Raw genomic sequence first — 18,891 nt, forward strand, 5'->3', positions numbered from 1 at the left:
ATGGCAAACGGCGATATCATCCCCACGGTCACCTTCCGCCCTGCCCGAACCGGTGCCACGGCGAAGGCCAACGAGCTGGGCATGCGGCCCATGCAGGCGCGCGCCTATGACAAGCGCGGCGAGCAATTCCTGCTGATCAAGTCGCCGCCTGCTTCGGGAAAGTCCCGTGCGCTCATGTTCATTGCGCTCGACAAGCTGACCAATCAGGGCGTGAAGAAGGCCATCGTCTGCGTTCCCGAGCGTTCAATTGGTTCGAGCTTTGCCAGCGAGCCCTTGAGCAAACACGGCTTCTGGGCCGACTGGGTGGTCGCGCCGCAATGGAACCTGTGCAACACGCCGGGTGCCGATGATCCGAAGGTTGCCAAGTCCAAGGTCAAGGCACTGGGCGAATTCCTTTCTGGCGACGAACGCGTGCTGGTCTGCACCCATGCCACATTCCGCTTTGCCTTTGACGAGCTCGGAGTCGAGGCTTTCGACGACACCGTCATCGCCATCGACGAGTTCCACCATGTCTCGGCAGATGCCGGCAACCGGCTCGGAGCGCAGCTGGCCCAGCTAATCGGCCGGGACAAGGCCCATATCGTTGCCATGACCGGCAGCTATTTCCGGGGCGACGCTATTCCGGTGCTGGCGCCCGAGGACGAGGCGAAGTTCGAGACTGTCACGTACACCTATTACGAACAGCTCAATGGTTACGAGCATCTGAAGGTGCTCGACATCGGCTACAGCTTCTACATGGGCCGCTATACCGACAAGATCGCAGCCTTGCTCGACCCGACGGTGAAGACCATCGTCCATATCCCCTCGGTCAACTCGCGCGAGAGCCTCAAGGACAAGCATCGCGAGGCCGAGGATATCATGAACCACCTCGGCGAGTGGCAGGGCGTTGATCCCGTGACGGGGTTCCACCTCGTGCAAACGGCGACAGGCGGTGTCATCAAGATCGCCGATCTTGTCGATGACGACGCAGCAAAGCGCGACAAAGTGGTCACCGCGCTGAAATCGCCTGAAGCCCGGACCAACCGTGATCATGTCGACATTATCATTGCGCTCGGGATGGCCAAGGAAGGCTTTGACTGGATCTGGTGCGAACATGCGCTGACCGTGGGCTATCGCTCTAGCCTGACAGAGATCATCCAAATTATCGGGCGCGCCACGCGTGATGCGCCGGGCAAGACCCGGGCGCGCTTCACCAATCTGATCGCCGAACCGGCGGCGGACGATCCGCTCGTGGTCGATGCGATCAATGACTACCTCAAGGCCATCGCCGCCAGCCTGCTGATGGAGCAGGTGCTCGCCCCCCGCTTCGAGTTCACCCCCAAGGATGCCGGTCCAAAGGACGGCTTCGACTATGGCGACGACGGCTACAAGCCGGGGGAAGCCAATGTCGGAGTCAACGCCCACGGTCAGATGCATTTCGAGATCAAGGGGCTGAAACTGCCGACCAGCATCGAGGCGACGCGCATCTGCCGCGAAGACCTCAACGAGGTGATCGCCAGCTTCGTGCAGGACAAGTCGGTCGTCGAACGCGGCATGTTCGATCCTGACGTGGTGCCCGAGGAACTGACCCAGCTGAAGATGGGCAAGATTATCCGTGATAAGTATCCTGACTTGACCGCCGAGGATCAGAAGGCGGTGCGGCAGCATGCAATTGCGGCCTTGACGGTGACGCAGCAGGCCAAGGCCATGATCACGGGCGATGTCGTCGATGGCGAAATCAAGGCCAACACCGCGTTCATCGACGGGGTGCGCAAGTTCGCACTCAGCGTCACCGATCTCGACATCGATCTGATTGATCACGTCAATCCGTTCGATGCCACCATTGCCGTGATGGCCAAGGCGATGGACGAGGCGACACTCCTTCAGGTGCAGGCGGTGATCAACGCAAAGAAGGACAAGCTTACCTACGAGGATGCCCGTTCCCTCGCCGAGCGTGCACTGGACTTCAAGCGCGAGCGTGGGCGACTGCCCGCGCTGACCTCGCAGGATGCCTGGGAGCGCAAGATGGCTGAAGGAATTGCCTTCCTCCAGCGCCATGCCGCACAGGCCGGCGCCGATGGCTGAACTCAGCGATCTGGAGCTTCTGGCTCAACTCGGCGTCGACATGGCGCCCGAGGCCAAGCGCACGTTGACGCCGCTACAGGAGCGGATCGTCGCGGGCTTTGAAGACATCCAGCGGTTTGCTGCCGAGCATGGCCGTTTGCCGCAGCATGGCGACGATCGGGACATCTTCGAACGGCTCTATGCCGTGCGCCTCGAACAGCTTCGCAAGATGCCGGAGGCGCGTGAATTATTGTCGCCCATCGACAACGCCGGGATCCTTGACGGCGCAACCCCTGCAGCAGCTCCTTCCGCGCTCGATGACGATGCCCTGCTCGCCGAACTTGGCATAGCAGGCGGCGCTGAGGCCGACATTACCCGGCTTCGGCATGTCTCATCCCGCGCCGAAAAGCGCGCCGCCGAGGAGATCGCAAATCGTGAGCCCTGCCCCGATTTCGACACCTTCAGCCCCTTGTTCGAGCGGGTTCAGGCCGATCTCAAAGCGGGCGCGCGACAGGCAAAGGTGTTCGAACAGACCGAAGTGACACTCGCTGAGATACAGCTTGGCAACTTCTTCATCGTCGGCGGCCAGCTGGCCTATATTGCTGCCTCTACCGAGGACTTCGTCACGCAATATGAGCGCAAGGATCGCCGCGTGCGCGTGATTTACGACAACGGAACCGAAGCCACCGTTCTGTCGCGGTCATTCCAAAAGGCACTTTACCGGGATGATACGGCACGCAGGATAACCGAACTCAGCGCCGGTCCGCTGTTTGGCGATGTCGCCGAACCGGATGACCTGGCGAGCGGGACGATCTATGTGCTCCGCAGCAAATCGGCTCACCCCTATGTGGACCAACACCGGGAGCTGATCCACAAGATCGGGGTGACCGGCCAGCCTGTCGCGAGCCGCATCGCCAATGCTCGCAATGACCCGACATTTCTGCTCGCCGACGTCGAAATTGTTGCCGAATACAAGCTCTACAATATCAACCGGAGCAAACTGGAGGGCTTGATACACCGCGCACTGGCCCCCGCCCGTCTGGATCTTTCAGCCGGTGACCGCTTTGGCAGGTCTGTCCAGCCTCGCGAGTGGTTTCTGGTTCCGCTCGCAGCAATCAATGAGCTCGTCACTCGGATCAGCGACGGAACCGTGACGGAATTTCGATACGACCGGGATCAAGCGCGCTTCGTTCAGGTCTGACGCGCCGCATTTCACGGCCAACTCTTCGCCAGCATACGCCGCATCGAACTAGCTGTTGCACCGCAACCATTTGATGTCTCTTTGATCTGCCTCACGAGCGCAGCCGATGATCGGTTGCCTCGCCGATACGAGGCAATTCATGAGCGTCATCCCCATCCCGTCGCAAGCATCGTCGCGCGGAGCGCGCATGCTGCGCACTGCGCTGGGGCCGGAGATTGCCGCTTGGCTTGAGGATGCCTCGGTGATCGAGGTCATGCTCAATCCCGATGGGCGGCTGTGGATCGATCGGCTCGGGGCCGGGATCGCCGATACGGGAAGCGGGATGTGCGCTGCCGATGGCGAGCGGATCATCCGCTTGGTGGCGCATCATGTCGGAGCCGAGGTTCATGCCAGGGCGCCGCGCGTGTCGGCGGAGCTTCCCGATACGGGTGAGCGCTTCGAGGGTCTGCTGCCGCCGGTGGTGGCTGCGCCGAGCTTCGCGATCCGCAAGCCCGCTGTCGCGGTATTCACGCTCGCTGATTATGTCGCAGCGAAGATCATTTCTCCATGGCAGGCCGACGCGCTGGTTCGCGCCGTTGCGGCCCGAAAGAACATTCTGGTCGCTGGCGGCACGTCGACCGGCAAGACCACCCTCACCAACGCGCTCCTGGCCGAAGTCGCCAAAACCGACGACCGCGTGGTCCTGATCGAGGACACCCGCGAGCTGCAATGCGCTGCACCCAACCTCGTGTCGCTGCGCACCAAGGACGGCGTGGTCACGCTCTCCGACCTGGTCCGCTCGGCCCTGCGCCTGCGGCCCGACCGCATCCCGATCGGCGAGGTGCGCGGTGCCGAAGCGCTCGACCTGCTCAAGGCCTGGGGCACCGGCCATCCCGGCGGCGTCGGCACGATCCACGCAGGATCCGCGCTTGGGGTCCTGCGGCGCATGGAGCAGCTGATCCAGGAGAGCGTGGTGACCGTGCCGCACGCGCTGATCGCCGAGACCGTCGATGTCATCGCCGTCCTTGTCCGCGACGGGACCGGGCGGCGGCTTGCCGAACTCGCCGAGGTCACTGGCCTCGATTCCCATGGCGACTACACCCTCCGCCCCATCACACCACCAGCCACAGGAGTTTCATCGTGATCAAGACCCTATCGCGCGCCCGTGCCCGCCTCTCCGCTGCCATGATCGGCGGCTTCGTTGCTCTTGCCGTCGCCAATCCTGCCTATGCGGCAGGCTCATCGATGCCGTGGGAAGCGCCGCTCCAGTCGATCCTCGAGTCCATCCAGGGCCCGGTCGCCAAGATCGTTGCGGTCATGATCATCATCGCCACCGGCCTGGCACTGGCGTTCGGCGACACCTCGGGCGGCGCGCGGCGGATGATCCAGATCGTGTTCGGCCTGTCGATCGCGTTCGCTGCCTCCTCCTTCTTCCTGTCGTTCTTCTCGTTCGGCGGCGGGGCTCTCGTCTGATGGAAACCGTGTCGCCTGAAGCCGTGCCCGGCTTTGTCGTGCCGGTTCACCGCGCGCTGACCGAGCATATTCTGCTTGGCGGCGCGCCGCGCGGGCTCGCGATCGCCAATGCGACGCTGGCGGCCGCGATCGGGCTGGGCCTGCGCCTGTGGATCGCCGGGGTGGTGATCTTCGCGCTCGGCCACATGGTCTCGGTCTGGGCGGCGCGGCGCGATCCTCAGTTCGTCGATGTCGCTCGGCGGCATCTGCGCTTCCCCACTTTCCTGAGGGTCTGATCCCATGCTTTCGCTTCGCGAATATCGGAACAAGGCCGACCGGCTTGCCGACTTCCTGCCCTGGGCTGCGCTGGTCGCGCCCGGCGTCGTGCTCAACAAGGACGGCAGCTTCCAGCGCTCGGCCCGCTTCCGCGGACCCGATCTCGACAGCGCGACGCCTGCCGAGCTGATCGCTAAAACCGCGCGTCTCAATAGCGCGCTGCGGCGATTGGGTTCAGGTTGGGCCATTTTCGTCGAGGCGGTGCGCCGCCCGGCGCTGGATTACCCAGATAGCGACTTTCCCGATCCGGCCTCGGCGCTGGTCGAGCGTGAACGCGCCGCGCAATTTGCCGAGGAAGGCGCCCATTTCGAAAGCCGCTATTTTCTGACCCTGCTATGGATGCCGCCCGCCGAAGACGCCGCCCGCGCCGAGAGCTGGCTCTACGAGGGCAAGGCCGAAAGGGGCATCAATCCCAAGGAGCTGCTCGACCTCTTCATCGACCGCACCGAGCGCCTGCTGCGTCTGATCGATGGCTTTGTGCCCGAGGTGGCATGGCTCGACGACGGCGAGACGCTGACCTATCTGCACAGCTGCGTTTCCACCCGCAGCCACCGTGTCCGCGTCCCCGAAACCCCGATGCATCTCGACGCCGTGCTGGCGGACGAACCGCTGACCGGCGGCCTCGAACCGCGCCTTGGCCGCGCGCACCTGCGCACGCTGACGGTGGTCGGCTTCCCCAGTGCGACCTTCCCAGGCCTGCTCGACGAACTCAACCGGCTCGCCTTTTCCTATCGCTGGTCAACCCGCGCGGTCATGCTCGACAAGACCGACGCCACCAAGCTGACCGCCAAGATCCGCCGGCAATGGTTCGCCAAGCGCAAATCGGTCGCAAGCATTCTCAAGGAAGTCATGACCAACGAGGCCTCGACGCTGCTCGATAGCGATGCCTCGAACAAAGCCGCCGATGCCGATGCCGCGCTGCAGGAGCTCGGATCGGATTTTGTCGGCCAAGCCTATGTCACCGCCACCGTCACCGTCTGGGACGAGGATCCGGCGCTGGCAGCGGAGAAGCTGCGTCTGGTCGAGAAGGTCATCCAAGGCCGCGATTTTACCGTGATCGCCGAAGGCATGAACGCGGTCGAGGCATGGCTCGGATCGCTTCCCGGTCATGTCTACGCCAATGTCCGGACACCCCCGATCTCCACGCTCAACCTTGCCCACATGATCCCCCTGTCTGCCGTGTGGGCCGGGCCGGAACGGGACGATCACTTCAACGCCGCCCCATTATTCTATGCGCGGACCGAAGGCTCGACCCCGTTCCGGTTTTCGCTCCATGTTGGCGACGTCGGGCACACGCTGATCGTCGGCCCGACCGGGGCCGGCAAGTCGGTGCTGCTGGCACTGATGGCGCTGCAGTTTCAGCGTTATGGTCGCGCCCAGGTCTTTGCTTTCGATTTCGGCGGATCGATCCGGGCTGCGGCGCTGGCATGCGGTGGGGACTGGCAGGACCTCGGCAATTCTTTGACCGGTTCTGGCATGGCCGAAGGCAGCGCTGGCGCGGTGCTGTTGCAACCGCTGGCCCGGATCGACGAACCGGCAGAGCGCAACTGGGCGGCCGAATGGCTCCAGGCGATCCTCACTGCTGAAGGCATAACCATCGATCCCGCGACCAAGGAGCATCTCTGGTCGGCGCTGACCTCGCTCGCCACCGCGCCCATGGCCGAGCGCACGCTCACCGGGTTGGCCGTCCTGCTCCAATCGCAGGCCTTAAAGCAGGGGCTGGCGCCCTATTGCATTGGCGGGCCGTTCGGGCGGCTGCTCGATGCCGAGAGCGAACATCTGGGCGTGGCCAGCTTTCAGGCTTTCGAGACCGAAGGGCTGACGGGCTCGGCCGCAGCGCCTGCCGTGCTCTCCTACCTGTTCCACCGTATTGAAGGCCGACTCGACGGCTCGCCGACCATGATCATCATCGACGAGGGCTGGCTCGTCCTCGACAGTCCGGCCTTTGCCGCACAACTGCGCGAATGGCTCAAGACGCTGCGCAAGAAGAATGCGAGCGTGGTCTTCGCGACCCAGAGCCTCGCTGACATCGAGACCAGCGCGATTGCGCCCGCGATCATCGAAAGCTGCCCCACCCGCATCTTCCTCCCCAACGAACGCGCGGTCGAACCGCAGATATTGGCGATCTATCGCCGCTTCGGCCTCAATGACCGGCAGATAGAGATCATCGCGCGGGCGGCGCCCAAGCGCGATTATTACTGCCAGTCGGCGCGCGGCAACCGAGTGTTCGAACTTGGCCTTGGCGAAGTCGCGCTCGCCTTCACCGCGACCTCATCAAAGGCTGACCAGCTCGCGATCGATGCGGTCACGGCGGCGCACGGCTGCGCCGACTTTGCGGCGCGCTGGCTGCGCCATCGCGGTCTTGGCTGGGCAGCCGAACTGCTGCCCGCCCCTTCCCCCCTTCCCCAGCCCGGTCCCCAGCCCGGTCCTTTGCCGGACCAACCCCAGGAGTAGTGCCCATGAAAGCCCGTAAATTCGTCTCGATGCTCGCTGCCGGTGCCGCGGTTCTCTCGGTCAGCGTCGGCGCCATGCTGCCGACCGCTGCCAGTGCCCAGCTCGGCGGCGTGGTGTTCGACCCGCGCAACTATGCCCAGAACATCCTGACCGCTGCGCGCACGCTCGAGCAGATCAACAACCAGATCCGGCAGCTCCAGAACCAGGCCACCTCGCTCGTCAATGAAGCGCGCAATCTGCAATCGCTGCCACTGACCGTGCTCGAACCGCTGCAGGCGCAGATCCGGCAGACGCAGGCCTTGCTCGGACAGGCGCAGCGCGTTGCCTATGATGTTCGCCAGATCGAGCGCGAGTTCCAGAACAACTATCTCGCGGGCGCGATGACCGGGCCGCAGCGCATGCTGGTCGAGGGTGCCGAGGCCAGGTGGCAGAACAGTGTCGGCGCGTTCGAGGATGCCTTGCGGGTTCAGGCCGGCGTGATTGGCAATATCGACGGCACGCGCGGCGCCATCGACAGCCTCGTTGGCTCAAGCCAGTCGGCAACCGGCGCGCTTCAGGCTGCCCAGGCGGGCAATCAGCTGCTGGCGGTGCAGGCGCAGCAACTCGCCGACCTGACCGCCACGGTCGCCTCGCTGGCGCGGGCGCAATCGCTCGATGCCGCTGCGCAAGCGGCAGCCAAGGCGCAGGCACGCGAACAGCTGCGCCGCTTCCTCGGCGATCGCCGGCCCTATGTCCCGGGCAATGCCCGGCTGTTCGGGAACTGACGCGATGGACAGCAAGCTCTTTGCGCGGATCGGGGCCGGCGCCTTCGTCGCTATTGCCATCACCATGGCCGTGCTCGAATTGCGCGAAGAGTCTGCGCCGCCGCCAGACGATGTCATCGCTGCGGCACATGAAGCCGGAGACGATGCAAAGGCCACCCTCGCCTATTGCGCAGCGCTCGGCCTTGAGGCGGCTTCGGTCGATATCTGCACCGCAGCCTGGGCTGCGGAACGCCGCCGGTTCCTAGGGCAAGCTGAGCGCGATGCGGCGGTCGTGCCGGCTGTGGCTGACAACAGCGGGGATCCCACCCTCGATATGGCGGGGGATCGCTGACATGGGTGGCACCGGCGTCGTCGACCGCTTCCTCGACATCTTCTCGCGCTACATCGACAGCGGCTTTGGTCTGCTGGGCGGCGAGGTCGCCTTCATCGCGACCACGCTGATCGTCATCGACGTCACGCTGGCAGCGCTGTTCTGGTCATGGGGCGAGCAGGACGACATTCTTGCCCGCCTGGTCAAGAAGACGCTCTTTGTCGGCATCTTCGCCTACATCATCGGCAACTGGAACAGCCTCGCCCGCATCGTCTTCGAAAGCTTTGCCGGGCTTGGCCTCAAGGCCAGTGGTACCGGGTTTACGGCTGCCGAACTGTTGCAGCCGGGCCGGGTCGCGCAAGTGGGGCTCGATGCCGCCTATCCCTTGCTGGAATCGATCTCCGAGCTGCTCGGCTTTGTGAGCTTCTTCGAGAATTTCCTGCAGATCGTGATCCTGCTTGTCGCTTGGGCGATCGTCATCATCGCCTTCTTCATTCTGTCGATCCAACTGTTCATCACCCTAATCGAGTTCAAGCTGGCAACGCTCTGCGGCTTCGTGCTGATCCCGTTCGGCCTGTTCGGCAAGACCGCCTTCATGGCCGAGCGCGTGCTTGGCCATGTCGTCTCGTCAGGCATCAAGGTGCTGGTGCTCGCGGTGATCGTCGGCATCGGCTCGACGATCTTTTCCGAGTTCACAACCGCGATTGCGGGCGAACCCACGATTGAAGACGCGCTGTCGATCGTGCTGGCGAGCCTGGCGCTGCTCGGCCTCGGCATCTTCGGTCCCGGGATCGCCAATGGCATCGTGTCGGGCGGACCGCAGCTTGGCGCAGGCGCCGCAGCCGGCACCGCGCTGCTCGCTGGCGGCGCTGCCGCAGGTGCCGTCGCCGGAGCAAAACTGGCGGGCGGCGCAGTGGCCAGTGCTGCCTCCAATGTCGCGCAAGGGACGTCGCGGGCCGCAGGCGGCGCAACCATGGCTTACGCCCTCGGCTCAGCCGGCAAGTCGGGCGGCGCAGCAGTGGCAGGCGGCGCGCGTGCCGTCGGCGAATATGCCGCCAGCGCCGCGACATCGCCGCTGAGGAAGGCTGGTGACGGCGTGAAGCAATCGTTCCGCGAAGGCAGCCGCGACGCCATCACCAAAACAGGCGGCAGCATCACGCCCAGTCCCAATACGCCGCCGTCATCGCCGTCTGCAGCTGCTGATCAGGGCCAGCCCGCATGGGCCAAGGCGATGAAGGACCGGCAAACGATTTCCCACGGCGCGAGCATCGCCGCGCACACGCTCAAATCGGGCGACAGCCATGGCGGCGGCGCCTCAGTCGACACCTCAGAAAAGGACTGACACACATGTTCCGACGACCCTCGATCCGCTACGGCAAGACCCCCGAGCCCGAAACGCCCTACCAACGCGCGGCCTAGGTCTGGGACGAGCGCATCGGCTCGGCACGGGTCCAGGCGCGCAGCTGGCGCTATGCCTTTTTCGGCGCGCTCGGCCTGTCCGCCTGCCTCACCGCCGGGATCGTCTGGCAGGGTTCGCAAGGCTCGATCATTCCCTGGGTGGTGCAGGTCGACAAGCTCGGCGAAGCCCAGGCCGTCGCCCCTGCGGTCAGCGACTTCGACCCGAGCGACCCGCAGATCGCATTCCACCTCGCGCGGTTTATCGAGCAGGTGCGCAGCATTCCCGACGATCCGATCATCGTTCGCCAGAACTGGCTGCGCGCCTATGACTTTGTCACCGACCGCGGCGCGCTCGTGCTCAACGACTATGCGCGGACCAATGATCCCTTCGCGCTAATTGGCCGCGAACAGGTCGGGATCGATGTCACCAGCGTCATCCGCGCCTCGCCGACCAGCTTCCGCGTTGCCTGGGTCGAACGCCGCTACCGCGATGGGAGCCTTGCCGAGACCAGTCGCTGGTCCGCGATCCTGACGATCACCGTCCAAACCCCGCGCACCCCCGATGCCCTGCGCAAGAACCCGCTCGGCATTTTCGTCAATGCCATCAACTGGTCAAAGGAACTTGGCTCATGATCTCGCCCATTCCCGGTCGCCTTGCGGTGACCCTCCTCCCCGCCCTGCTTGGAACAACCGCCTGTCCGGCTTCAGCCCAAGTGGTGGCATCAGAACCGGCGCCAGTGGTCGCCGATGCGGGGACCACTGCGACAATGCAGACGCAATCCGAACCGCGGCGAGCCCCCTCCCCCGCCGCGCGCCGCTCCCAGCCATCCGCCCCCCGGGATCGGGTGGGAGCGGCAAACGCCGCCGCGCGCGTGCAGCCCGAGGGCGAGCAATTCATCAACGCGATCCAGAACTATGCCTGGGCTCCCGGCGCGCTCTATCAGGTCTATGCCGCGCCGGGACAGGTGACCGACATTGCGCTGCAGGAGGGCGAGCAGCTGGTTGGCGCCGGACCAGTCGCTGCGGGCGATACGGTGCGCTGGCTGATCGGCGACACCGTAAGCGGGCGCGGGGCCAGTGCCCGCGTCCACATTCTGGTGAAGCCGGTCCGCTCGGACATCACCACAAACCTCGTCATCAACACCGACCGGCGCACCTATCATATCGAGCTACGCGCCAATCCGTCGGTCTACATGGCGTCGGTCTCGTGGAAGTATCCGCAGGACGAGCTGATCGCCTTGCAACAAGCGCAGGAAGCCCAGGCGCGCGCCGCGCCGATTGCCGCCAATATTCCGATCGAAGCGCTCAATTTTGCCTATCGTCTGTCCGGCGATCGGCCTGCGTGGCGACCGGTGCGCGTGTTCGATGACGGGCGGCAGACCTTTATCGAGTTTCCCGAAAGCGTTGCCCAAGGTCAGATGCCGCCGCTGTTCGGGCTTGGCGAAGGCAATCAGGCCGAGCTCCTCAACTACCGCGTATCAGGCCGCTTCATGATCGTCGACCGGCTGCTCGAGCGCGCCGAACTGCGCCTCGGCGACCGCCGTTCGCAGCAGCGCGTCGAGATCCGCAAGGAACGCCGGAGGACGCCGTCATGAGCGACGAAGCTGCTCAAACGCCGGAAGAGGCGGTCAAGCTGCGCGGCGATCCACCGCGGGTTATGCGGCTTTCGCGCAAAGCCATCGGTATTGCATCGGCCTGCGGCTTTGCCCTTGTCGGTGGTGCGCTGATCTATGCTCTGCAGCCCGCGAGCCAGGCCGAGCGCGAGGAACTGCTGAACACCGAGGGCACCGCACGGCCCGATGCACTGGCGGACGGGCCGCGTGACTATGGCGATGTTCCCAAGCTGGGCCCGCCCCTCCCCGGCGATCTCGGTGCGCCGATCCTGGCGGCACAACAGCGCGGCGATGTTGCCGAGCTTCCGCCGATCGGCGCTACGCCGCCCACTGGCCCGGCGCCAACGCCAGCGCAGACGGCTGCCGAGGCGGAGCGGCAGCGGCTTGTGCAGGAACGCAGCGCCGCGCGCGAAAGCCGCCTGTTCTTTGGCGGCGGCGCCGGAGCAGCTGCTGTCGGTGACGGATCGCAAGCTGCCGATTCCAGCAATGGGCCGCCGGTGCCGCAGCTTGCAGCAGAGGCTCAGCGTCCCGCCTTTGCCGAACGTCCTGTCGAGCGCCGCACGGTATCAACGAGCCGGATCGAGCCACCGGCGGGCACCCATGTCTTGCAGGCGGGCAGCATCATTCCTGCTGCCCTCATCACCGGGATTCGCTCCAATCTTCCGGGGCAAGTTACCGCGCAGGTGACCGAGCCTGTCTATGACAGCGTCACCGGCCGCATCCTGCTCATCCCTCAAGGGGCACGGCTGATCGGCGATTATAATGCCGACGTGTCCTTCGGCCAGCGCCGGGTCCAACTCGCATGGAACCGCCTGATCTTGCCCGATGGCCGGTCGATTGTGCTCGAACGCCAACCCGGCGGCGACCCGTCTGGCTTTGCCGGGTTGCAGGACGGCGTGGACTTTCATTGGGGCGGCGTTTTGCGCGCGGCGCTGGTCTCGACCTTGCTGGGTGTTGGCGGCGAACTTGGTGCTGGCAATGACGATAATCTCACCCGCGCGCTGCGGCGCGGCTCGCAAGACAGCATCGGCCGCGCGGGCGAACAGGTGGTCAGCCGCGAGCTTGATGTCCGACCGACCCTGACCATCCGTCCGGGTTTTCCGGTGCGAGTGCTGGTGACCCGTGATCTGATATTGGGAGGCGGATCGTGACCCGATTGAAACTGGCCGATCTTGCCGATGAAAAGCCGGTCAAGGTCACCATCGAGCTCTCGTCGCGCCTCCACCGCGAACTGCTCGCCTATGGCTTGGCGATCAACAGCGGCGATACCAAAGATGTTCCCTCACCCGAACGACTGATCCCGCCGATGATCGAGCGCTTCATCGCGACCGACCGGTCCTTCGCCAAATTGCGGCGGTCGGGTCAGGCCGGGTAGCGTTCGCTGATCAGTTCGAAGAAGCGCTTCAGCGCAGGGTTTTCGTTATCCTCGCGCCAGTAGAAAGCATAATCGAGGCGCGCAGCACCGCCTTGATCGATAATTTTCGCGAAGGTCAGTTCTGGCCAATGCACACCGATCGACGCTTCAGTGGCCAGCGTGATGTATCGCCCGAACGGGACCGTGCTCAAAACACTTTCCAGACTCGTGTCTTGCATAATCAAGTTCGCACGATAGCCCTGATCCGATAAGCGCCGTTGCAGAATTCGGGCCATCGCAGTGCCCACACCTTGGCTGGGCAATACAAAGACCTTTCGGCGAAAATCACTCCAGTGAAGCCGGTCTGACTTGGCCAGCTGATGGCCTTTCGGCAGGGCGACTAGCAATCGCTCCGACCATGCCGAGCGCCGCGAGATGCCAGCGTCATGCGCATCCGACGGCATTAGCGCGACGTCTATGATCAGGGCCTTCAGATCGCTGAGCATCTGCTCGGGATCGGCTTCGATCCCGTCAAACTGAATGTCGGGGTGACGCCGCATATATTCGCCAATCGTCGCGCGCATATTGCCGGCCATCAGGGATGCAGAAAAGCCGACCGCGATCCTACCTTCCTCGCCATAGCTGACGGCGCGGGCTGTCGTCTGAAGATTGTCGATATCGGTGAGAATGCGCCGGGCAACGCTCAGGAATGCCTTGCCCTGTTCGGTCGGTATCGCGCCGCGCGTGCTGCGCTCAAAGAGCTTGATCCCGAGGCGGGCTTCCAGGGCGGCTATGCGTCTGCTCAACGTCGATTGCTTGATGCGCAATGCTTCGGCGGCGCGTGAGAAATTCTGAGCATCGGCTGTGGCAACAGCAAACCTGAGCTGACGCACTTCGATCATAGGCTACGCGACCTTTATCATCTTCTCCCCGGTCGCATTATCACCAATAATCAGGATCACCCAGATTTTTCCAATGTCTTCAATGACCAGCGGGCAAGATCGCTGCTGCTACAAGCGCCTATTCTTGCTCTTCGCACCCATTAATTCACTGTGGGTCATCTCGCTCAAGACCTCAGATTTCCTGCAGACATGAAACGAAGATCAGTTCAGGATATATCCGCAGACGACCAGTGAATGTGTACGATACGCCATTGCCCAGTCACCTGCCGGAGCATCATCGTCGCGACCGACCGGCTGTTGATCGCACGCGTGCGGTACGTTCCGGTCACCGTTTCGACACTCATGACCCAGGCCATATCGCTTTGCATACCATGCGTGCGGCTGACTAGGGCTCGAGGCACTGCGGCGCTGAAGGCAGCATCGGCTTCCAGATGATGGCTGGCATATTCGGCGCGGCTGTTTTCAACGCCGCCAGATTCAAAAATAACGACGTCTTCGGCGAGGTATGTCAGCGCGGCGTCCGTATCGCCGCTGGCAAGTGCGGCGTGGAAGGCCATAACGGTGCCAACGGGTGTTGCCGCATCGACCGGCGCTTCCGGATTTGCCGAAGCGGGCGGTCGCGGCCCGTCATGCGGCACCGGATGCGCAGCCGTCAGACTTAGTCCGATCGCTGCAATGCCAACGAGAGACGCAGCACGTCGCCCTGTCAGCTGCATCATTTTACCCTCGATCATCGTCTCTTCCTCCCTCGATCAGTTTCTTGGTTACATCGTCATCGGAGACAACATGCCCAGCACGGCAACCAGTCCAATCACTCCGACCGCCATCATCAACTCGCCTGCCAGGCTTCTACGAAGGCGCGATAAAGTGATTGAGGACTCCGATTTGTCGCTCTCGCCTTTCAGGGCCGCCCGTCGTCCGATCCGGGCGTTGTGCGCGCCGAACGCCAGCATCATTCCAACCGACAGGACTTTGGCGATCAGCAAGATCCCATAAGGCGTGGTCAAAACCGAGACGCTGTTCTCCAGTCCAAAGATCAACTGCGCGTTGATCACGCCCGTCAGAGCAGCTGCAGCAACCAGGCCGACGCCCAACGGCGCGAACCCGTGCATCACGCGAAGCAGCGGCAAAGCAGGGATGAGATCGGGCTGCCGATGGGCTTTAAGTGTCAGGAACAGAAACCAGCAAATGGCACCCAGCCACAGGCTGGTCGCCAGCAGATGGACGGCATTGTTCAATCGGTGGAACAGGCCTAATCCGGCTTCAGTCGCAGCCGCATGGCCGCTCCAGCTGAGCGTCAGCAATGCGCCAGCGAAGCACATGGCCGCAATCAGAGTGCCTTGCCTTCCTGCTCGGCTCGCAAGCAGCGCGCAAAGGCCGGCAATCAGCAGCGCAAGGCGCATTAGAAACGCCATGCCCATTTCGGTGCCAATGATCATCGCTTCGATCATCGGCCAGTCGAGCGAGGTAATCGGCGCGCCCATCATTGCTGCAATCGACACCAGCATCAGCGCGACTGCTAACAGCGGCGCAGAAATCGCGACGAGGGTCAGAGCAGCCCTGCCCTCATCCTGCGACACCCACTCCATGTGCCGCAGCTTCAGCAACCGGAACGCCGTCCAACCGAACAGGCAAAGCAGCGCGCCATAATGCGCAAATCGCAACCCCTGCTCGGCCAGACTCCCCACGCTGTTGTCAGCTGACGATGAAGTTGACGGTGCCGTTCATGCGATGCCCATCGGCTCCGGCGGCCTGCCAGCGCACCTCATAGGTTCCGGCGCGCAGCGGCTGTCGCAGGGTGAGCGTCATGGTCTTGTTGCCATTGCTCCAGGCCGTCGTGAAATTGCGGATCACCATCTCGCCGTGGTTCGCCATCCCGGGCATCGCGGTCATGACGATGCTGGCGGCGGCGGTCGGCGGCAGAAGAGCTTCGCTGAATGTTAGGGTCACCGCCCGCGGGCGCGCAACGGTTGCGCCCTCAGCAGGAGTTGAGGCCACGACGCGCGTATGAGCAAGCGCGATCGACGGGGCCGCAAGCGGCGCAGCGATCATGGCAATTGCGGCGAGGAGAGATGCGAATTTCATGGGGTATTCCTTTACTTCAAAACCAGAAACGGATGCCGACGAGATAGTTGGTAACGCTGGGATCCTCGCCTCGTGCGCGGGCGTAATCGGCGCTGCCGCCGAGGCGCCAGCTTTGTTCGATGCCGATATAGGGGGCAAACTCGCGGATGAATTCGTAGCGCAGCCGCACGCCGACCTCGACCGAGTCGATCCCTGAACCGATGCCGAGGCGCGGAATGTCCTGCGCCGACAAGTTCACCTCGGCGCGCGGTTGCACGATCAGACGCTGCGTGATCCGCTGGTCGACCTCGCCCTCAATCCGCGCCGTGAGATCGCCGCGCTGTGAAAGAAACAATGCGGCGTCGACTTCGAACATATAGGGCGAAAGCCCTTGCACGCCGATCACTGCATGTGTGGTGTCGGGTCCGCCGAGGTCTTGCCGCACGCCCGCCTGCAGATCCCAGAAGGGCGCAATGGCCCGGGCGTAAAGCGCCTGAACTTCGGCTTGTTCAATCGGTTCGCCGAACGTGCCTTCACCTTCGCTCTTGAACCAGAGCCGGCTCGTCGGGCCACCATAATAGCCCTGAAGATCCCACAGATAGCCCTCGCGACCGTCACGCACCTGCGTTTCGAAACGATCGCCCTGAAACCAGAAGACCGGGAAATCGCCATGGGTGCGTTGCAGATCCTCGCGCGAAGCCCGCATCGCATCGGCGCCCCAAAGGGCATCGGCAGCGCGCGGTGGACCGCTTCCGGCCTCAGGTGGCGGCGGGGTTTCCATGGCAGGTCCAGGCGATGCCGACGCTGCGTCGTCCATCATGCCATAATCCATGGTGCTGTGGTCCATGCCAGCCATCGGATCGGCAGGCGCAGCCGGCCCACCCGTCATGTCATGGCCCGCGTGAGGGTCGATTGGCTCAGCGGTCGCAGGCTGCTCAGGCATTACGTGCCCCGCGTGCGGATCGGCCGGATCAGGCGCGGGCGTAGTCGGCGCGGCCGGCATGCCGTGCCCGGCATGGGGATCGCCGGGCGCTGGAGCAGGTGTCGGCGCTGGCGCTGGCGCAGGCATTGCATGCCCTTGATGCTGCGCGAAGGCCGGGACGGAGATCATCGCGCTCCCGAGCAGGGCCGCTGACAGGACAGACCGCACGCTCATGCGCCGCCGCCCGGACCGACCACGGTCACGGTCTGCATCATCCCGCCATGCATGTGATACATCAGGTGGCAGTGGAATGCCCAGTCGCCGGGTTCGTTGGCGGTGAGATCAAATTGCGCGCTGGCGCCGGGCTGGACGATCACGACGTTCTTGCGCGGCTGATGCGCAGCGCTTTCCCCGTTGACCAGTTCGAAGAACATGCCGTGCAGATGGATGGGGTGCGCCATCATCGTGTTGTTGATGAGCTTCACCCGCACCCGCTCGTTCCATGCAAAACGGATCGGCACGTCGCTGACGGCCGAATACATCCGTCCGTCGAACGACCACATGTAGCGCTCCATGTTGCCCGTCAGGTGGAGTTCGAGCAGCCGCGAAGGCTCGCGCGTGTCGGGGTTGGCCTCAAGCGCGGTGAGCATCCGATAGTTGAGCACGCGGTGCGGCACATCGCGCAGGCCAAGCCCGGGATCGCCCATTTTGTCGACCGGCGCCATCGACACCATGTCCACGCCCGGGCCGACTGCGACATCGGGCGGTAGCAGCGTGGTGTCGCGCATCATCATCCCGTCCATGCTCATGCCGTCCATCGCCATGCCCGCCATTGCGCCATCGGCGGCGTCAGCAGGTACGGCCGGATCGCCATGGCCCATGGCGGCGTGGTCCATTTCGCTTGCTGCAGCATCTGCGGCGGCGCCGCCATGATCCATCATGCTGTGATCCATGCCATCAGAGCCGTGGTTCATGCCCATGTCACCCATGGTCAACAGCGGCGGATCGCGCAGGGCCGGCACCGCAGCGCGCGCGCCGGGGCGGCTCGCCAGCATCGCCAGCGCCATGCCTGATCGGTCCATCGATTCGCCCACGATGGCATAGGCATCAGCCTCACCGGGAGTGACGATCACGTCATAGATTTCAGCCGTGCCGATCTGGAATTCGTCGACCTCAACCGGGCGCACATTCTGGCCATCGGCAGCGATGATAGTCATCGGCAGGCCTGGAATGCGAACATTGAAAAAGCTTTGCGCGGATCCATTGATGATGCGCAGCCGCACGCGTTCTCCGGCGCGGAACAGATATTCCATCCCCTCGGTTGGGCCGCGCCCGTTGGCGAGGAAGGTGTAGGTCGGCGCGCCGATATCCATGATGTCGGTCGGCATCATCCGCATTTCGGCCCACATCCGCCGTTCTTCACCCGACATCGGATATTGGTCAGTCCAGGTGCTCAGCTGCCGATTGAAATAGCCTTCGCCCGTGCGCAACCGGCTCATGATGAAATGCGGATCGAGCACGGTGAAGTCGCTCAGCAGCAGGATGTAATCGCGATCAAACTGCACCGGCTCGGCCCCTGCCGGATCGATGATCATCGGGCCGTAATGGCCGGATTGCTCCTGCAGACCCGAATGGCTGTGATACCAATAGGTGCCCGACTGGCGGATGGGGAACTCGTAGGTGAAGGTCTGGCCCGGTTTGATACCGGGAAAGCTGATGCCCGGCACCCCATCCATGTGGAACGGCAAAAGGAAGCCGTGCCAGTGGACCGACGTATCGGTCTCCAGGTTATTGGTGACATTCAGGCGGACATTCTGCCCTTCGCGCAGCCGGATCAGCGGGCCGGGGACACTGCCATTGACGGCAATGCCCGGGCCGCGCCGCCCTTCGACAATGCGGTGGCCGCTGCCAACGGTCAGATCGATGACATCGCCTGATAGCTCGCCAAAGCCTGCTGGAATACGCGGGCCGCCGCGCCCATGGCTGCCGCTGCGGTGGACGCTATGCCCTTGCGCCCAGGCCGGCATGGCAGCGAAGGCGGATCCCGCGCCGAGGGCGGCGATCAGGTGACGTCGTGTAAGGTTCGGACTGTTCATACG

18 protein-coding genes and 1 pseudogene are annotated in these 18,891 nt (G+C 63.8%); 13 read left to right on the top strand and 6 right to left on the bottom strand.

Translation table 11 applies throughout. From position 1 onward, the window contains the following. From SJY33_RS04870 to SJY33_RS04930, 13 genes and pseudogenes are all read left to right on the top strand, one after another. The gene (locus SJY33_RS04870) at positions 1 to 2,064 is read left to right on the top strand and encodes a DEAD/DEAH box helicase (protein WP_379921466.1); all 2,064 of its coding nucleotides are present in this window, start codon (positions 1 to 3) and stop codon (positions 2,062 to 2,064) included. Then, positions 2,057 to 3,244 (top strand): GIY-YIG nuclease family protein, encoded by a 1,188-nt coding sequence (locus SJY33_RS04875; protein WP_379921468.1) that lies wholly within the window; start codon positions 2,057 to 2,059, stop codon positions 3,242 to 3,244. Before SJY33_RS04870 ends, SJY33_RS04875 begins: the two co-directional genes overlap by 8 nt. Positions 3,245 to 3,383: 139 nt before the next feature. Then, positions 3,384 to 4,367: a P-type conjugative transfer ATPase TrbB gene (trbB, locus tag SJY33_RS04880; RefSeq protein WP_379921469.1), complete on the top strand. Its 984-nt coding sequence runs from the start codon at positions 3,384 to 3,386 to the stop codon at positions 4,365 to 4,367. Beyond that, complete coding sequence (locus SJY33_RS04885; RefSeq protein ID WP_379921471.1) at positions 4,364 to 4,696, top strand: TrbC/VirB2 family protein; 333 nt, start codon at positions 4,364 to 4,366, stop codon at positions 4,694 to 4,696. The genes trbB and SJY33_RS04885 overlap by 4 nt, the downstream gene beginning before the upstream one ends. After that, the gene (locus SJY33_RS04890; RefSeq protein WP_379921472.1) at positions 4,696 to 4,971 is read left to right on the top strand and encodes a VirB3 family type IV secretion system protein; all 276 of its coding nucleotides are present in this window, start codon (positions 4,696 to 4,698) and stop codon (positions 4,969 to 4,971) included. The genes SJY33_RS04885 and SJY33_RS04890 overlap by 1 nt, the downstream gene beginning before the upstream one ends. A 4-nt stretch (positions 4,972 to 4,975) precedes the next feature. Further along, entirely contained in the window at positions 4,976 to 7,465 is a 2,490-nt protein-coding gene (gene trbE / locus SJY33_RS04895; protein ID WP_379921474.1) for a conjugal transfer protein TrbE, read from the top strand. Positions 7,466 to 7,494: 29 nt separating this feature from the next. Next, a complete protein-coding gene (gene trbJ / locus SJY33_RS04900; protein ID WP_379923520.1) occupies positions 7,495 to 8,229 on the top strand; it encodes a P-type conjugative transfer protein TrbJ in 735 nt (244 codons plus the stop codon). Between the two features lie 4 nt (positions 8,230 to 8,233). Continuing rightward, the gene (gene trbK-alt, locus SJY33_RS04905) at positions 8,234 to 8,560 is read left to right on the top strand and encodes a putative entry exclusion protein TrbK-alt (RefSeq protein ID WP_379921475.1); all 327 of its coding nucleotides are present in this window, start codon (positions 8,234 to 8,236) and stop codon (positions 8,558 to 8,560) included. A gap of 1 nt (position 8,561) precedes the next feature. After that, positions 8,562 to 9,881 (top strand): P-type conjugative transfer protein TrbL, encoded by a 1,320-nt coding sequence (gene trbL, locus SJY33_RS04910; RefSeq protein WP_379921476.1) that lies wholly within the window; start codon positions 8,562 to 8,564, stop codon positions 9,879 to 9,881. A 5-nt stretch (positions 9,882 to 9,886) separates the two neighbouring features. After that, positions 9,887 to 10,570 (top strand): annotated as a pseudogene (trbF, locus tag SJY33_RS04915) (conjugal transfer protein TrbF). Continuing rightward, complete coding sequence (trbG, locus tag SJY33_RS04920) at positions 10,567 to 11,532, top strand: P-type conjugative transfer protein TrbG (RefSeq protein ID WP_379921477.1); 966 nt, start codon at positions 10,567 to 10,569, stop codon at positions 11,530 to 11,532. The pseudogene trbF and the gene trbG overlap by 4 nt, the downstream one beginning before the upstream one ends. Further along, positions 11,529 to 12,701, top strand: a complete 1,173-nt coding sequence (locus SJY33_RS04925) for a TrbI/VirB10 family protein (RefSeq protein WP_379921478.1) — start codon at positions 11,529 to 11,531, stop codon at positions 12,699 to 12,701. The genes trbG and SJY33_RS04925 overlap by 4 nt, the downstream gene beginning before the upstream one ends. After that, positions 12,698 to 12,925, top strand: coding sequence for a DUF2274 domain-containing protein (locus SJY33_RS04930; protein ID WP_379921479.1), 228 nt, complete (start codon positions 12,698 to 12,700; stop codon positions 12,923 to 12,925). Before SJY33_RS04925 ends, SJY33_RS04930 begins: the two co-directional genes overlap by 4 nt. On the opposite strand, the gene SJY33_RS04935 is transcribed toward SJY33_RS04930, so the two are convergent. The 6 genes from SJY33_RS04935 to SJY33_RS04960 all read right to left on the bottom strand — a co-directional run bounded on the left by SJY33_RS04935 (position 12,913) and on the right by SJY33_RS04960 (position 18,888). Further along, a complete protein-coding gene (locus SJY33_RS04935) occupies positions 12,913 to 13,806 on the bottom strand; it encodes a LysR substrate-binding domain-containing protein (RefSeq protein WP_379921480.1) in 894 nt (297 codons plus the stop codon). The two genes, SJY33_RS04930 and SJY33_RS04935, sit on opposite strands and share 13 nt — an antisense overlap. 206 nt (positions 13,807 to 14,012) lie before the next feature. Then, entirely contained in the window at positions 14,013 to 14,540 is a 528-nt protein-coding gene (locus SJY33_RS04940) for a YybH family protein (protein WP_379921481.1), read from the bottom strand. A gap of 30 nt (positions 14,541 to 14,570) precedes the next feature. Continuing rightward, the gene (locus SJY33_RS04945; protein ID WP_379921482.1) at positions 14,571 to 15,494 is read right to left on the bottom strand and encodes a CopD family protein; all 924 of its coding nucleotides are present in this window, start codon (positions 15,492 to 15,494) and stop codon (positions 14,571 to 14,573) included. 7 nt (positions 15,495 to 15,501) lie between these two features. Further along, the gene (gene copC, locus SJY33_RS04950; protein ID WP_066544464.1) at positions 15,502 to 15,891 is read right to left on the bottom strand and encodes a copper homeostasis periplasmic binding protein CopC; all 390 of its coding nucleotides are present in this window, start codon (positions 15,889 to 15,891) and stop codon (positions 15,502 to 15,504) included. A gap of 16 nt (positions 15,892 to 15,907) precedes the next feature. Continuing rightward, positions 15,908 to 17,026, bottom strand: a complete 1,119-nt coding sequence (locus SJY33_RS04955) for a copper resistance protein B (RefSeq protein ID WP_379921483.1) — start codon at positions 17,024 to 17,026, stop codon at positions 15,908 to 15,910. Further along, positions 17,023 to 18,888, bottom strand: coding sequence for a copper resistance system multicopper oxidase (locus SJY33_RS04960; RefSeq protein WP_301749534.1), 1,866 nt, complete (start codon positions 18,886 to 18,888; stop codon positions 17,023 to 17,025). Before SJY33_RS04960 ends, SJY33_RS04955 begins: the two co-directional genes overlap by 4 nt. Positions 18,889 to 18,891: the final 3 nt, after the last annotated feature.

This window comes from Erythrobacter sp. R86502 (genome assembly GCF_042466465.1).
In the GTDB taxonomy this organism is placed as follows: Bacteria; Pseudomonadota; Alphaproteobacteria; order Sphingomonadales; family Sphingomonadaceae; genus Erythrobacter.